Origin of the sequence: Sphingopyxis sp. KK2 (genome assembly GCF_001990265.1) — a bacterium.
Taxonomy (GTDB): Bacteria; Pseudomonadota; Alphaproteobacteria; order Sphingomonadales; family Sphingomonadaceae; genus Sphingopyxis.
Genome location: NZ_LYVN01000105.1, coordinates 1 through 14,623 on the forward strand (window position 1 = coordinate 1; position 14,623 = coordinate 14,623).

Genomic DNA, 14,623 nt, shown 5'->3' on the forward strand with positions numbered 1-14,623 from the left:
GGGCAGGCTTGGGCCCGCGCGCGGCGCGTTCGGCGAGCGTCGACGCTTTGGGCGGCTCGGGCTTTTTCACGATCGTATCGGCTTCGGCCCCCAGCACTTCGCGCGTTTCCTTGTCGGCCTCGCTCGAATCATAATCGACCCCCATGCGGTCGGCGAGTTTCTGATATTCGGCGCGGCGCAGCGCATTGGCGCGGTTCACTTCCTTGGCGCGTTCGATCCATCCGGCGCCGACTTCGGCATCGGTGCGCCCTTCGGTCCAGTTTTCGAAATAGATGATTTGCGCCTTCGGCTCTTCGGTGCGGACGATATTTTCGGCGATGCCATAGAAGACCGCGAGCGTCACCGCGATGGTGACGGTCCAGAACGCCCAGCGATACGGGCGCGGCGCGCGGATATAATGCCAGAAGTCGGAGAAGCCGCCGCGGACGTCCCAATGGTTCATCATCACTTTCATGTCCCCAATTTAGGGGAGCCACGCGCAATTTGCGAGAGGATAGCGATGGCGTGATTGCGGCGGGATTGCGGCGCCCTTGCGCGGGTTCTTTACCCACCGGTGTCACGATTGCAAAAAATGCAATAGCGGATGCTCATTTCGCAGTTGCACAAATTTTTGTGCGCTGCAATATGAGCATGCCTTTTAGGCATCCTCTCCCAAAACTTTCACGGGCCACCTTCGGGTGGCCCTTTTTTTTCGCCCGAAGCCGCCAATTTCTCGACTTTTTAAGTCGAGAAATGCGATCCGGTTCGAATCACCGGTGGCGAATCACTGCTGCGCGGGGGTCCGCGATTCGAATCGCCGCACCTCGGCGATAAAGCTGCCGGGCAGCGCGGTCGGCTGGCCGCTGTCGCTGTCGATATGCGCATAGCTGATTTCGATATCGGTAAGCCGCTGCGAATCCCTGAAAATTCCGCAATGAAGCGTGAAGCTCGTGCGCCCGAAGGCGCTGATTCGCGCCGCGATGGTGATCAGCTCGTCGAGCCGCGCGGGGGCATGATAGTCGATCTCGCAATGCGTCTCGCGAATGTCCGTACCATATTGGTGAAAATAGGGGCCGGGCTGCCCCTCACCCAGCGCGCGGAAATATTCGGTCACACCGATGTCGGCGTAGACGAGGTAATGGGCGTTGAAGACGATATTCTGCCCGTCGATCTCGTTGAAGCGCACGCGCACAGTTTCGGTGACGCGAAAATCGCCGAGCGGGACCTGTTCGATTCCCATGGTCAGGCGGCGAGCGCGGCGAGGGTGCGATCGAGCGGCGCGCACGCCGCTTCGAGCCAGGCGCGGTCGCCCTCGTCCATGCCCGGCGCGAGTTTCTCGAACACTTGGGCATGATAAGCGTCGAACCAGTCGGCCTCGGCGGGCGAGAGCAGCGCGGTGTCGACGAGGTTCTGCGCGATCGGTGCGAAAGTGATCGTCTCGAACCCCAGCATATCCTCCTCGGCGCCGTCGATGCTCTGCGGCGTCACGATGACGAGATTCTCGATCCGGATGCCGAAATGCCCTGCCTTGTAATAGCCGGGCTCGTTCGAGAGGATCATGCCCGCGTGGAGCGGCTCCTCGGTCCCCGCCTGCCCGCCCGCGGGCTTGGCGATGCGCTGCGGCCCCTCATGGACCGCGAGATAGGTGCCGACGCCATGGCCGGTGCCATGCGCATAGTCGACGCCGTCGGCCCACAGATATTGGCGCGCGAGGATGTCGAGCTGGCTACCGCGCGTGCCCTTGGGAAAGCGCGCCATCGCGAGCGCGATATGGCCCTTGAGCACCTGGGTGAAGCGGCGGCGCATTTCAGCGGTGGGCTGGCCGATCGCGATCGTGCGCGTGATGTCGGTGGTGCCGTCGGCATATTGCCCGCCCGAGTCGACGAGATAGAGCGTGCCGGTCTCGATCGCGCGGTTGGTGTTCTCGTCAACCTTGTAGTGCGGCAGCGCGCCATTCGGGCCGGCGGCCGAGATCGTGTCGAAACTCAAATCGACGAGCCCGCCGCCCGCCTCGCGGAAGTCGCGGAGCTTCGCGGCGGCGCCGAGTTCGTCGAGACCGCCCTGCGGCGCGACATCCTCCATCCATTGCAGGAAGCGCGCGACCGCGACGCCGTCGCGGACATGCGCGGCGCGGGTGCCGTTTAGTTCAGTGGCGTTCTTGATCGCCTTGGGCAGCACCGCGGGGTCGCGGTGGCGCGCGACCTTGGCACCCGCCGCGTCGAGCGCGGTGAAGATCGCCGCGACCGCCGAGCCGGGATCGACCGCGACTTGTCTGCCCTCGAGCGCCGCGAGCGCGGCCTCGAACGCGTCACGGTCATGGATACGGACGCTGTTGCCGAGATGCGCGCGCACTGCGTCGGTCATCTTTTCGGGCGCGATGAACAGGTCGGCGGTGGCGTCGGCGTGGAGCAGCGCGAAGGCGAGCCCGACCGGCGTGTGGCTGACGTCGGCGCCGCGGATATTGAAGGTCCAGGCGATCGAATCGAGCGCGGTCATCACCGCGGTGTCGAGCCCCTTGTCCTTGAGCCAGTCGGCGATCACCTGCCTTTTGTCGACCGCACTCTGCCCCGCGAGCTTGACGTCATGCACCGCGACGACGGCATCGCTCGGCGCCGGCTGGTCGTCCCACACCGCGTCGATCGGGTTGCTGTCCACCGCGACGAGTTCGGCGCCCTTCGCCTTGAGCGCGGCGGCGGTGCCATTGGCCCAGTCGATGCCGTGGAGCCAGGGATCGTAGCCGACCTTCTGCCCCGCGCTGACGTTCGCGCCGAGCCATTCGGCGACGCTCGACTGCGGCACGCCGACATAGTCGAACAGCGCGCCGTCGACCTGGTCGCGCACCTGCACCGTGTAACGCCCGTCGATGAACACCGCGGCCTTGGCGGGCAACACCGCCGCGGTCCCCGCCGAGCCGCCGAAGCCGGTGAGCCACGCCATGCGCTGCGCATAGGCGCCGACATACTCGCTCATATGCTCGTCGCTGATCGGCACGACGAAGCCGTCGAGGCCGCGCTTCGCGAGTTCGGCGCGCAGGCGGGTCAGACGATCGGCATGGACGGGGCTGGACATCGCGTGTTCCTTATTCCTACATCGCGGCAATCGCGCCCATCGGGGCGACACCGCGGAGGTTTTTGTGATGCGCGCTATTTGGATGTTTCTGGCGGCAATTGCCACCCCGCTTGTCGCGCCCCCCGGCGCTTTCGCCGAAGAGAAAGAGACGAATTTGACCGACAAGACCGCCGCCCCCGTCGCGGACAAGCGCCCGCACGAAATGACGCTGCACGGCACGACGCTGTCCGATCCGTACCACTGGCTGAAGGACGAGAGCTATCCGGTGATCGATGACAAGGATGTCCTCGATTATGTGAAGGCCGAAAACGCCTATTTCGACACCCAGATGAAGCCGCACGCGGCGCTGGTCGAAACGCTGTTCCAGGAGATGAAGGGCCGCATCAAGGAGGCCGATTCGTCGGTGCCGCAGAAGGACGGCGACTGGACCTATTGGGTCGAATATGAAGAAGGCGCCGAATATAAGAAATGGTATCGGCGGCCCGTCGCGGGCGGGGACGCCGTGCTGATCCTCGACGAGGTCGCGATGGCGAAGGACAAGGATTATTTCCGCCTCGCCGAACTGTCGATCAGCCCGAACGGCAAGCTGATGGCCTATTCGTTCGACGACAATGGCTCCGAACGCTTCGAAGTGCGCATCCGCAACCTCGAAACCGGCGAAATGCTGCCCGACGTCATCCCCGGCACGCTGTCGTCGCTGATCTGGACGTCGGGCAATGACGCTTTGCTCTATGGCCTCGCCAACGAGAATTGGCGCACCGACAATGTCCGGCTGCACAAGCTGGGCACGCCGATCACGCAAGACAAATTGCTCTACAAGGAGCCCGACATCGGCTTCGGCGTCGGCATCGGCAAGACCGCCGCCGACAATTATATCGTGATTGCGACGGGCGATAACGAGACGAGCGAGGTCTATCTGCTCCCCGCCGACAACCCCGAGGCGCCGATGCAGCTGGTGTCGGCGCGCCAGAAGGGCCGCGAATATAGCGTCGATGAACGCGACGGCACGCTCTACATCCACACCAACGACGAGCATCCGAACTTCCGCGTCGCGACCGCGAGCATCAAGACGCCGGGCGAATGGAAGACGCTGATCCCCGGATCGGATCACAGCTACATCACCGGCTTCTCGGTATTCCGCGACTATTTCGTGATCGAGGCGCGCGAGGGCGGGCTCGACCAGGTCGATGTGCGCAAATATGACGCGCCGCTGACCCCCGGCCGGATCAAATTCCCCGCCGTGACCTATGTGGCGGGGCTCGGCGACAATCCCGAATATCATCAGGACAAGTTGCGACTCGATTATGAATCGATGGTCACCCCCGACACCGTCTATGATTATGATATCGCAAGCGGAAATCTCGAGACGCTGAAGGTGCAGGAGATTCCTTCCGGTTACGACGCGACACAATATGTAACCGAACGGGTTAACCTGCCGAGCCGCGACGGGAAGACGATGATCCCCGCCTCGCTCGTCTACAAAAAGGGGACCAAGCTCGACGGCACCGCGCCGATGCACCTCTACGCCTATGGCTCGTATGGCTACCGTGTGCCGCCGGGTTTCTCGACGACGCGGCTCAGCCTCGTCGACCGCGGCATGGTCTATGCGATCGCGCATGTGCGCGGCGGTGACGACATGGGGCGCGCCTGGTATCTCGCGGGCAAGACGACCGAGCGCAAGAACACGTTCAACGACTTCATCGACGTCGCGAAGGGCCTGATCGCGAAGAAATATACGAGCGCCGGCAAGATTTCGGTCGAAGGCCGCTCGGCGGGCGGACAGGTGATGGGGGTGATCTACAACGAGGCGCCCGAATTGTGGGGCGCGGTGCTCGCAGGCGTGCCCTTTGTCGACGTGATCAACACGATGGTCGACGAAACGCTGCCGCTGACCCCGGGCGAATGGCCAGAATGGGGCAATCCGATCACCGACAAGGCCGCGTTCGACTATATGTTGAGCTACAGCCCCTACGACAATGTCACCGCGAAGGCCTATCCGCCGATGCTGGTGTCGGCGGGGCTCAACGACCCGCGCGTGACCTATTGGGAGCCCGCCAAATGGGTCGCCAAGCTGCGCGCGACGCGGACCAATGATGCGACCTTGCTGCTGCGTACCAACATGGGCGCGGGCCATGCCGGCAAGTCGGGCCGCTGGGGCGCGCTGCGCGAGGATGCCGAGGAGTTCGCCTTCGTGCTGACGCAGTTGGGGGTTGAGAAGTAGGGCGACTATTCGGGAAGAATGACGCCGCGACGCGACAGCCGTTCGCGCGTCCCCGGACAGAGTCGCATGTTGGGCTGGATGTCATCCAACATCCTGCGCCGCTCGGCAGGCATGAAGCGCAGCTTCAAACCTGCCGACAGGAGAATCATCGTACCATTACGCGCCAACATTTTCTGTTCGCCAAACTGCGGATGCCGCAGCCTGTAAAGCAGCTCTTGATCGACGATATGCTGCGACAGGACACCCTTCTGCCGAAATAGCGCGAGCCTCCCATCATCACATAGCGATGCGTTGGCAAAATGGCTGCGCCCAATCGCCGCGTTGACCGTGAGCAGAGAAAGCAAGAGGAAGAAAAAAGCGCAAAGACCCGGCACAAGAGCCAGCCAAAAAGCAATGCGCCGCACCATCAGCGAAGATAGCCCCGGCCTACCAGTTCACGCTCCAGCGTCGCCGCATCGATAAACTGATGCCCCGCGATGCCCACTGATTCGGCGCCCGCGACGTTCGCGGCGACATCGTCGATGAAGAAGGCCCCCGCCGGATCGATCCCGAATCGCTCGATCGCGAGGGCATAGATTGCGGGATCGGGTTTCATCAGCTTTTCGGTGCCCGAGACGATGATATCGCGGAAGCGGTCGAACACCGGCTGGGTGGGGCGGAAACCCTCCCAGAAATCATGCCCGAAATTGGTGATCGCGAACAGCGGCACGCCCGCGGCGTCGAGGCGTTCGACCAGCTCGAGGCTGCCCGGCACCGGGCCGGGGATCGATTCGTTGAAGCGCGTCGCATAGGCGTCGATCAGCGCGCCGTGCTCGGGATATTCGGCCTTTCGCTCGGCGACCATCTCGGCGATCGGGCGGCCGGCGTCGTGCTGGAAATGCCAGCCCGGGGTGACGATATTTCCGACGAAATGGTCGAGTTCGGCGGGGTCGGCGATGAGCTTGGCGAACAAATGCCGCAAATCCCATTCGAACAGCACGCGGCCGACGTCGAAGATGACGCAGCGGGCGATCATGCTGCGCCCGGACACGCGAAAGCGCCGCCGGAAGGGTCCGACGGCGTTACGCGGTTCAGCAAAAGCAAACGGGGCAATTCTGCCCCGCGCAGGGGCATCAGCCCTGGCGCGCCTTGAAGCGGCGGTTGGTCTTGTTGATCACATAGGTCCGGCCGCGACGGCGGATCACGCGGTTATCCCGGTGGCGGTCCTTCAGCGACTTCAGGCTGTTGCGAATCTTCATGATCTTGTGTCCGTAAAAACTCAGGCGGTAACGCGAAGCGGCGCAACTATGGGGATGCGGGCTAAAAGTCAACCGGCTTGGCGCGGAAATCAGGCCGCGAGGCGACGTTCCTGCAAGGCGCGTTCCCACGCCAGCGCGTGCGCGACGATCGTGTCGAGGTCGGCATAGTGCGGCTCCCAGCCGAGGGTGCCGCGAATCGCTTCATTGTCGGCGATCAGCGCATCGGGATCGCCCGCCCGGCGGTCGCCCAGGCGGCGCTCGATCGTGCGATTCGTCGCGCGGTCGACGGCATCGAGCACTTCGAGCACCGAAAAGCCGCGGCCATAGCCGGCGTTCAATTGGTGACTGACATCGGGCTGCGCAATCAGCGCGTCGAGCGCGAGCAGATGCGCGGCGGCGAGGTCGCTGACATGGATATAGTCGCGCACCCCGGTGCCGTCGGGGGTCGCGAAGTCGGTGCCGAAGACGTCGACATGGGCGCGGCGGCCGAGCGCGGCCTCGACCGCGACCTTGATCAGGTGCGTCGCGCCGGTGGTCGACTGGCCGCTACGCGCCTTGGGATCGGCGCCCGCGACGTTGAAATAGCGCAAGGCGCAATAGTTGAAGTCATGCGCGGCGGCGACGTCGGCGAGCATCGCCTCGGTCATCAGCTTCGACATGCCATAAGGGTTGATCGGCCGCTGCGGCGCATCCTCGCGCACCGGGATCTTATCGGGGATGCCGTAGGTGGCCGCGGTCGAGGAAAAGATGAAGTGGCGCACCCCGGCATGGACGGCGGTGTCGATCAGCGCCCGGCTGCGCGCGCTGTTGTTGTCATAATATTTGAGCGGGTTGGTCACCGATTCGGGAACCACGACCGACCCCGCAAAATGCATGATCGCGCCGACATCCTGTTCGGCGACGATCCGCGTGACGAGCGCGGCGTCGGCGATATCGCCCTCGTAGAAGGTTGCCTCCTTCGGCACCGCCCAGCGAAAACCGGTCACCAGATTGTCGAGCACCGCGACGCGCCAGCCGGCATCGAGCAGCGCGAGCACCGCATGGCTGCCGATATAGCCGGCGCCGCCGGTGACGAGGACGGTAAAGGGATGGCGCTGTACGGTCACGCGGTCGGCTCCTTTGGCCGAAACGCTATCCGCGACGTGGTTAGGAAATGGTTAGCGGCAGGCGCCGCTCAACCCGCGAGCGCCTTCTGCCGCCGTCTTTGCACCGACGAGCCATAACCCATCGCCTCGCGATATTTCACCACCGTGCGGCGCGCGATGTCGTGGCCCTCGGCCGAGAGTTTCTGCGCGATCGTCTCGTCGGAGAGGATCGCCTTGGCATCCTCGCCCTCGATCATCGCCTTGATCCGGCTCTTTACCGCCTCGGCCGACACCGCGCCGTCGCCCTCGACCGCCGCGATGCCGCTCGAGAAGAAATATTTGAGCTCGAACAGCCCGCGCGCGCAGCTCAGATATTTGTTGCTGGTGACGCGGCTGACGGTCGATTCGTGCATGCCGATCTCCTCGGCCACCTGGCGCAGCGTCAGCGGCCGCATATGCGCGACACCGTGAATGAAGAAGCCTTCCTGCTGCTTGACGATCGCGCTCGCGACCTTGACGATCGTGCGCTGGCGCTGGTCGAGCGCACGGACGAGCCAGTTGGCGCCGGCGAGCTGTTCGGAGAGCCACGCCTTGTTCTTCGCCGCCGCGCCGGTCGCGAGTTCGGTATAATAGCGGCGGTTGACGAGCAGCCGCGGCAGCGTGCCGCCGTTGATCTCGACAGCCCAGCCCGCCGCGGTCTGGCGCACATAAAGGTCGGGGACGACCGCCTGCGCCGCCGAACCGCCGAAGCGCAGCCCCGGCTTGGGGTCGTAGCCGCGCAGTTCGCGGATCATGTCGGCGAGATCCTCGTCATCGACCCCGCAGATCCGCTTCAATTGCGGAAAGGCGCCCTTGGCGACGAGGTCGAGGTGCGCGATCATGGTGGCCATGGCGGGATCGTAGCGGTCGGCCTCGCGCGCCTGGATCGCGATACATTCGGCAAGATCGCGCCCGCCGACCCCCGAGGGATCGAAACATTGCACCCGCGCGAGCACCGCTTCGACGAGCGCAAGCGCGACGCCGAGCCGCTGCGCGAGCTCGGAAAGGTCGGCGCGCAGATAGCCCGCCTCGTCGATCATCGCGACGAGCTGCTCGGCGATCAGCGCCTCGAGTCCGTCGAAACATTCGCCGACCTGTGCGAGCAGGTGCGCGTGGAGATCATCCTCCTCGCCCGCGAAGCTGTCGAAATCGATACCTTCGCTGTCGCCCGACAGGCCGACGCTGTCGCTCGCGCTGTCGTGGTGGAAGCTTTCGGCGCCGAGATCGACGTCGAGATCGTCGGTCGCGCCGCTGTCGGAGGACAAGGCCTGATCGGCGTCGAGCGTCGCGGCCTCGACCGGCGCGACGTCGCCCTCGGGCGCCTCGTCGCCGCCGCCTTCGCTGTCGGGCGCGGCGGTGTCGAGCAGCGGATTGCCTTCGAGCGCCTCGGCCAGATAGGCATCGAGCTCGAGGTTCGACAACGCCAGCAGCTTGATCGCCTGCTGGAGCTGCGGCGTCATCACCAGCGATTGCGACTGGCGTAAATCGAGGCGGGGACCCAGCGCCATGGCGCCTCAGTCGATCACAGCGAGAAGCCCTCGCCGAGGTAGAGGCGGCGCACCTCGGGATCGGCGACGAGCTCGGCGGGCGACCCGGCGAGCAGCACCTTGCCGTCGTAGATGATGCAGGCGCGGTCGACGAGGTCGAGCGTTTCGCGGACATTATGGTCGGTGATCAGCACCCCGATGCCGCGCGTCTTCAAATCGGCGACGAGATCGCGGATGTCGCTGATCGACAAGGGATCGATGCCCGCAAAGGGTTCGTCGAGCAGCATGATCGACGGATTGGCGGCGAGCGCGCGAGCGATTTCGGCGCGGCGGCGTTCGCCGCCCGACAGCGCCATCGCGGCGGCGCTGCGCAGCCGGGTGAGGCCGAATTCGTCGAGCAGTTCCTCGAGCCGGCGTTCGCGCGCGACCTTGTCGGGCTCGCTGAGTTCGAGCACCGCGCTGATATTCTGTTCGACGGTCATGCCGCGAAAGATCGAGGTTTCCTGCGGCAGATAGCCGAGGCCGAGGATCGCGCGGCGATACATGGGGAGCGCGGTGATGTCGGCGCCGTCGAGCATGATGCGCCCGGCGTCGGGCTTCACCAGCCCCATGATCGAATAGAAGCAGGTCGTCTTGCCCGCGCCGTTGGGACCGAGCAGGCCGAGCACCTCGCCCTTCGCCACCGACAGCGAGACGTCCGAGAGGACGACGCGCTTGTCATAGCTTTTGGCGATCGACACGACCGCGAGGCCGTTGCCCGCGGCAGCTTCCTCCTGGACGTGCGCGACATGGTCGGAAACGCCGTGGTCGCCGCCCGAGGGCGGGGTCGCGAGGGAAGTGTCGTCGGTCATGTCGCGGTCATCGCCTTCAAATCAGGACCCGGCACTACCCCAACGGCGCGACCGAGGTCAATCTGGCAAGATTATTGCAGGGAAGGAGCAGCGGCGATCAGTGCGCGGCTTGCGGCCCGCGCACGACGCCCGACAGCGCGAGCTGTTCGTCGATCGCCGCCATCAGCCGCTCGAGCGCCGCTTCGTCCTTCGCCTCGGCGCGCGCGACGAGCACGTCCTGCGTGTTCGACGCGCGGAGCAGCCACCAGCCATCGTCGGTCAGCACCCGCGCGCCGTCAGTGCGGTCGACCTTCGCGCCGGCCGCCGCGAGCCGTTCGAGAACTTCGTCCACAATGGCAAATTTGCGCACCTCATCAACCTGGAAACGCAGTTCGGGGGTGTTGACCATCGGCGCCATGCCGCCGCGCAGGTCGGTGACGCTCTGCCCGAGCTTCGTCGCCGCCTCGATCAGCCGGACCGCGGCGTAGGGCGCGTCGTCATAGCCATAATAGCGGTCGGCGAAGAAGATATGCCCGCTCATCTCCCCCGCCAGCGGACTGCCGGTTTCCTTCATCTTCGCCTTGATCAGGCTGTGCCCGGTCTTCCACATCATCGGCTGGCCGCCGAGCTCCGCGACGCGGTCGAACAGCGCCTGGCTCGCCTTCACGTCGGCGATCACCGTCGCGCCGGGCACGTCCTTGAGCACCGCAGCGGCATAGATCTGCAGCAGCTGGTCACCCCAGATCACCCGGCCCTGGCCGTCGATCGCGCCGATGCGGTCGCCATCTCCATCGAAAGCGACACCGAAATCGAGGCTCCTTTCGGCGACGAGCTTCCTCAGATCGGCCAGATTCTTCTCTTCGGTCGGGTCGGGATGGTGGTTCGGGAAATGGCCGTCGATGTCGGTAAACAGCAGGAAATGCTCGCCCGGAAGCCGCGCGGTCAATTTCTCGATGACGGTGCCCGCGGCGCCGTTGCCCGCGTCCCAGCCGATGCGGTACGCGCCGCCGGCGAAACCCTCGACCAGCCGGTCGACATAGGCGTCGACGATGTCGATGCTCTGCGTCGATCCCTTGCCCCCGGAGCCGGCGACTTCCCAGTCGCCCGCGGCGGCCATCGTGCCGATGCCCGCGATGTCGGCGCCGTAAAAGGGGCGTCCCTGAAACACCATTTTGAAGCCGTTATAATCGGGGGGATTATGGCTGCCGGTTATCTGTATGCCGCCGTCGACCTTTTCGGTTGAGGCCGCATAATAGAGCATCGGGGTGGGGCCGAGCCCGACGTTGAGCGCATCGACGCCCGCATCGTTGATCCCCTCGATCAACGCATCCGCCAGCATCGGCGACGACAGCCGCCCGTCATAGCCAACCGCGACCGACCGCCCCCCTGCCCGCTTCATCAGCGTCGCGAAGCTGCGCCCGATGGCATAGGCGTCGGCGGCGGACAGCGTATCGCCGACGACGCCGCGAATATCATATTCGCGCAGCATCGTCGGGTGGAAGGCATGGCTGGTGATGGCGGTCATGGGTGTTCGCTCGCTTTCGGGGGAGAAGAGAGGTCAGGCGGCGGCGAAGAGATCGCCGTCGGGATGCAGCCGCTCGCGCGTCGGCAGGTTGAGCCCCGCCATCGCTTCGCGCAATTCCTGCCGCGCGACGACATGGCCGATGCCCATGCCGCCCAGATGTGCCTTGTCGAGAAGGGTGAGGCCCGCCGGGAACAGCTCGCGATAGATGACGCGCTCACCGAGCCCCGGGATGACGCGGAAACCGACGCGGCGCGACAGCTGGGTCAGCGCCTCGCCGACGCGGCGCATATTATGCGCATCGACGTGCTGGAGGCGGTTGCGCAGGATGATCCAGTCGATCGTCCGCCCGTCGGTCTTGGCGCGCGCCTTGCGCGTGTCCCAGATGAGTTCGGAATAGAAGCTGGGGCGGGTGACCTGGAAGGTCTCGGGGTCGACCTGGCCGATCAGGTCGAAGTCGATGAAGCTGTCGTTGATCGGGGTGACGAGCGTGTCGGCGCTGGTCGCGAGGTGGCGCGCGAAGATGTCGTCGCGGCCGGGGGTGTCGGCGACGAAATAGTCGGCGCCCTCGGACAGGCGCGCGACCTGGGCGTCGAGCTCCTCGATCGTCGAGCCTTCGAACACTTCGAATTTGGGGGTCGGCAGCGCGATGTCGCGGCGCTTTTCGGTCTGGACGCGATTTTCCAGATAGCGGTGGAAGGTGCGCTGACGCGGGTCGAGGTCGAGCCCCGCGACCTTCCAGCCCTGGCTCGCCAGCGCGACCGCGAAATGCACGGCGCAGGTCGATTTGCCCGTCCCGCCCTTCTCATTGGCAAAGATGATATTGTGCGGCGCGGGAGTCGTCATGAGCGTTGCGAATTTCCTGTCGGCGGCGCATGGGGGCCGCGTGGGTGGCGTGTCAGCCGCCATTATCGGAGGGCGGGCGGCCGTGCAAATCATCCGTGATATCGCGACGCTGCATCGCGCGGTCGACGCCCTGAAACGGGACGGAAAAAGCGTTGCGCTGGTGCCGACGATGGGCGCGCTGCACGACGGGCATTTGTCGCTGGTCCGCATGGGCAAGCGCGTCGCCGACCATGTCGTCGTGTCGATCTTCGTCAACCCGACGCAATTCGGCCCGAACGAGGATTTCGCCACCTATCCGCGCGACGAAGCGCGCGACGCCGCGCTGCTCGCGCAGGAAGGCGTCGCGCTGCTGTGGGCGCCCGACGTCTCCACCATGTATCCCGCCGGCTACTCGACGCATATCGAGGTCGCCGAACTCGGCAGCGATTATTGCGGCGCCGCGCGGCCCGGCCATTTCGACGGCGTCGCAACCGTCGTCGCCAAATTGTTCAACCAGGTGCGCGCCGATGTCGCGATCTTCGGCGAGAAGGACTGGCAGCAGCTTGCGATCATCCGCCGCATGGCGCGCGACCTCGATTTCAAGCTCGACATATTGGGCGCGCCGATCGCGCGCGACGCCGATGGCCTCGCGCTGTCGTCGCGCAACGCCTATCTGTCCGCAGCGCAGCGCGCCGCCGCGACCGCCTTTCCCGACGCGCTGAAGGCCGCCGCCGCGGCCATTGCGGCCGGCGCCGACGTCGGCGAAAGCCTCGCCGCCGCCGAAAAGGCGATCGTCGCCGGCGGCTTCGACAGCGTCGATTATGTCGCGCTCGCCGATGCCGACAGCCTCGAACGCCTGACCGATTTCCGCGCGCCTGCGCGGCTGCTGGCGGCGGCGCGAATCGGAAAAACACGCCTGATCGACAATTATCCGGTCGGCTGATTAACCCCGCCAGCCCTGCTTTTCTGCGGATCTTGGACTTTATCCCCGAAAAAATGCGATCATCGTTAACGCTTTGTTGACCATGATCCGCAAGGTTCGACCCCGAAGTCTCTCGGTGGGGAGAGGCGACAGGGGGTTACTCATGGCTAACAGTCTGAAGTCCGCACAATATCTGATCGAAAGCCGGCTGCTCGATGCCGCGCGCGGCGACGCAGGCGCCTATTTCGATCTCGGCATCGCCTTCTCGACCGGAAGCGGCGGCGTCGATGTCGACCTGATCCAGGCGCATAAATGGTTCAACCTCGCGGCGCTCGGCGGCAACAAGGAAGGCCAGCAATGCCGTGCCGACCTGTCCGACGAAATGACCCGCGACGAGATTGCCGAAGCGCAGCGCCAGGCACGCGCCTGGCTCGACGAAACCGCGCGCCGCCCGGCCGCACGCCGCTTCGCCGCCTAATCCTTCCGCCTGAAGGGCGTATGCCCTTCGAGCCAGTCCATTTCGGCTTCTTCGGCGCGGCGTTCGGTTTCCAGATAGTCGGCGACCGCGCGCCGGAACCCCGGATCGGCGATAAAATGCGCCGACCAGGTCGCGACCGGGCCATAGCCGCGCGCGAGCTTGTGCCCGCCCTGCGCACCCGCCTCGACCCGCCCCAGGCCGCGCGCGATCGCGATGTCGATCGCGCGATAATAGCAGAGTTCGAAATGGAGATAGGGGATGTCGGCAAGGCAGCCCCAATAGCGCCCATAGAGCGTGTCGGCACCGAGGAAATGCATCGCCCCCGCCACCGCGCGATCACTCCCGTCATAGGCGAGGACAAGGATGATCTCGTCTGCCATGTTCTTGCCCATCAGGTCAAAGGCCTCACGCGTGAGATACGGCTGGCCCCATTTGCGCGCGCCGGTGTCCTGATAGAAGAGCCACATCGCGTCCCAATGCTCGGGCCGGATCGCCGCGCCGGTGAGGTCCTCGATGCGCAGCCCTTCGACCGCCCGGGCGCGCTCCTTGCGCAATTGCTTGCGCTTCATCGAGGTCAGCGTGGCGAGGAAATCGTCGAAACTCGCATAACCCGTGTTGGCGAAATGAAACTGGATGTCGCGCCGGACCAGCCACCCCGCCTCTTCGAACAAGGGCATCTGCTCGGGCGCAACGAAAGTCGCATGCGCCGATGACAGGCCATTCTGGCGCACCACCGCCTCGGCGGCACGGAGCAACAGCAGCGCGTCGTCGTCGCTGTTCGACAGCAGGCGCGGCCCCGGCACCGGGGTGAACGGCGCGGCAATCTGCAGCTTCGGATAATAATCGCCGCCGGCGCGCGCCCAGGCATCGGCCCAGGCGTGGTCGAAGACATATTCGCCCTGGCTGTGCGATTTGAGATAGGCGGGCG

Annotated in this window: 15 protein-coding genes; 3 read left to right on the forward strand and 12 right to left on the reverse strand. The window is 65.1% G+C overall.

Annotation, left to right across the window (positions count from 1 at the left end):
• The 3 genes from B1A78_RS15810 to B1A78_RS15820 form a co-directional block, all read right to left on the reverse strand.
• Nucleotides 1-454: hypothetical protein (locus tag B1A78_RS15810; protein WP_077147883.1), on the reverse strand; the 454-nt coding region annotated here is incomplete at its 3' end.
• 309 nt (nt 455-763) lie between these two features.
• Nucleotides 764-1,219: a thioesterase family protein gene (locus B1A78_RS15815; RefSeq protein ID WP_077147884.1), complete on the reverse strand. Its 456-nt coding sequence runs from the start codon at nt 1,217-1,219 to the stop codon at nt 764-766.
• A gap of 2 nt (nt 1,220-1,221) precedes the next feature.
• Entirely contained in the window at nt 1,222-3,048 is a 1,827-nt protein-coding gene (locus tag B1A78_RS15820) for an aminopeptidase P family protein (RefSeq protein ID WP_077147885.1), read from the reverse strand.
• Between the two features lie 82 nt (nt 3,049-3,130).
• Here B1A78_RS15820 and B1A78_RS15825 point away from each other — a divergent pair, with 82 nt between their 5' ends.
• The gene (locus tag B1A78_RS15825; RefSeq protein WP_179102063.1) at nt 3,131-5,269 is read left to right on the forward strand and encodes a S9 family peptidase; all 2,139 of its coding nucleotides are present in this window, start codon (nt 3,131-3,133) and stop codon (nt 5,267-5,269) included.
• 5 nt (nt 5,270-5,274) lie between these two features.
• On the opposite strand, the gene B1A78_RS15830 is transcribed toward B1A78_RS15825, so the two are convergent.
• The 8 genes from B1A78_RS15830 to B1A78_RS15865 form a co-directional block, all read right to left on the reverse strand.
• Nucleotides 5,275-5,676, reverse strand: a complete 402-nt coding sequence (locus B1A78_RS15830) for a hypothetical protein (RefSeq protein WP_077147886.1) — start codon at nt 5,674-5,676, stop codon at nt 5,275-5,277.
• Nucleotides 5,676-6,284 carry an HAD family phosphatase gene (locus tag B1A78_RS15835; RefSeq protein ID WP_077147887.1) on the reverse strand — a complete coding sequence of 203 codons (609 nt, stop codon included), beginning with the start codon at nt 6,282-6,284 and terminating at the stop codon, nt 5,676-5,678. The genes B1A78_RS15830 and B1A78_RS15835 overlap by 1 nt, the downstream gene beginning before the upstream one ends.
• A gap of 97 nt (nt 6,285-6,381) precedes the next feature.
• Nucleotides 6,382-6,507 (reverse strand): type B 50S ribosomal protein L36, encoded by a 126-nt coding sequence (gene ykgO / locus B1A78_RS15840; protein ID WP_003046794.1) that lies wholly within the window; start codon nt 6,505-6,507, stop codon nt 6,382-6,384.
• Nucleotides 6,508-6,596: 89 nt separating this feature from the next.
• Complete coding sequence (gene galE / locus B1A78_RS15845) at nt 6,597-7,613, reverse strand: UDP-glucose 4-epimerase GalE (RefSeq protein ID WP_077147888.1); 1,017 nt, start codon at nt 7,611-7,613, stop codon at nt 6,597-6,599.
• Nucleotides 7,614-7,681: 68 nt separating this feature from the next.
• Nucleotides 7,682-9,139 carry an RNA polymerase factor sigma-54 gene (rpoN, locus tag B1A78_RS15850; protein ID WP_077147889.1) on the reverse strand — a complete coding sequence of 486 codons (1,458 nt, stop codon included), beginning with the start codon at nt 9,137-9,139 and terminating at the stop codon, nt 7,682-7,684.
• A 14-nt stretch (nt 9,140-9,153) separates the two neighbouring features.
• On the reverse strand, nt 9,154-9,969 hold the full coding sequence (lptB, locus tag B1A78_RS15855; RefSeq protein ID WP_077147890.1) for an LPS export ABC transporter ATP-binding protein: 816 nt from the start codon (nt 9,967-9,969) through the stop codon (nt 9,154-9,156).
• A gap of 97 nt (nt 9,970-10,066) precedes the next feature.
• Nucleotides 10,067-11,473: a phosphoglucomutase/phosphomannomutase PgmG gene (gene pgmG / locus B1A78_RS15860; protein WP_077147891.1), complete on the reverse strand. Its 1,407-nt coding sequence runs from the start codon at nt 11,471-11,473 to the stop codon at nt 10,067-10,069.
• A 33-nt stretch (nt 11,474-11,506) separates the two neighbouring features.
• Complete coding sequence (locus tag B1A78_RS15865; protein ID WP_077147892.1) at nt 11,507-12,316, reverse strand: division plane positioning ATPase MipZ; 810 nt, start codon at nt 12,314-12,316, stop codon at nt 11,507-11,509.
• Between the two features lie 82 nt (nt 12,317-12,398).
• Between B1A78_RS15865 and panC the strand changes: the two genes are divergently transcribed.
• A complete protein-coding gene (gene panC / locus B1A78_RS15870) occupies nt 12,399-13,238 on the forward strand; it encodes a pantoate--beta-alanine ligase (RefSeq protein WP_077147896.1) in 840 nt (279 codons plus the stop codon).
• Nucleotides 13,239-13,380: 142 nt separating this feature from the next.
• Complete coding sequence (locus B1A78_RS15875) at nt 13,381-13,695, forward strand: sel1 repeat family protein (protein WP_077147893.1); 315 nt, start codon at nt 13,381-13,383, stop codon at nt 13,693-13,695.
• Here the strand turns inward: B1A78_RS15875 and B1A78_RS15880 are convergent.
• Nucleotides 13,692-14,623, reverse strand: a 932-nt coding sequence (locus tag B1A78_RS15880; RefSeq protein WP_077147894.1) for a GNAT family N-acetyltransferase, incomplete at its 5' end; no start/stop codon positions are given. The genes B1A78_RS15875 and B1A78_RS15880 overlap by 4 nt on opposite strands.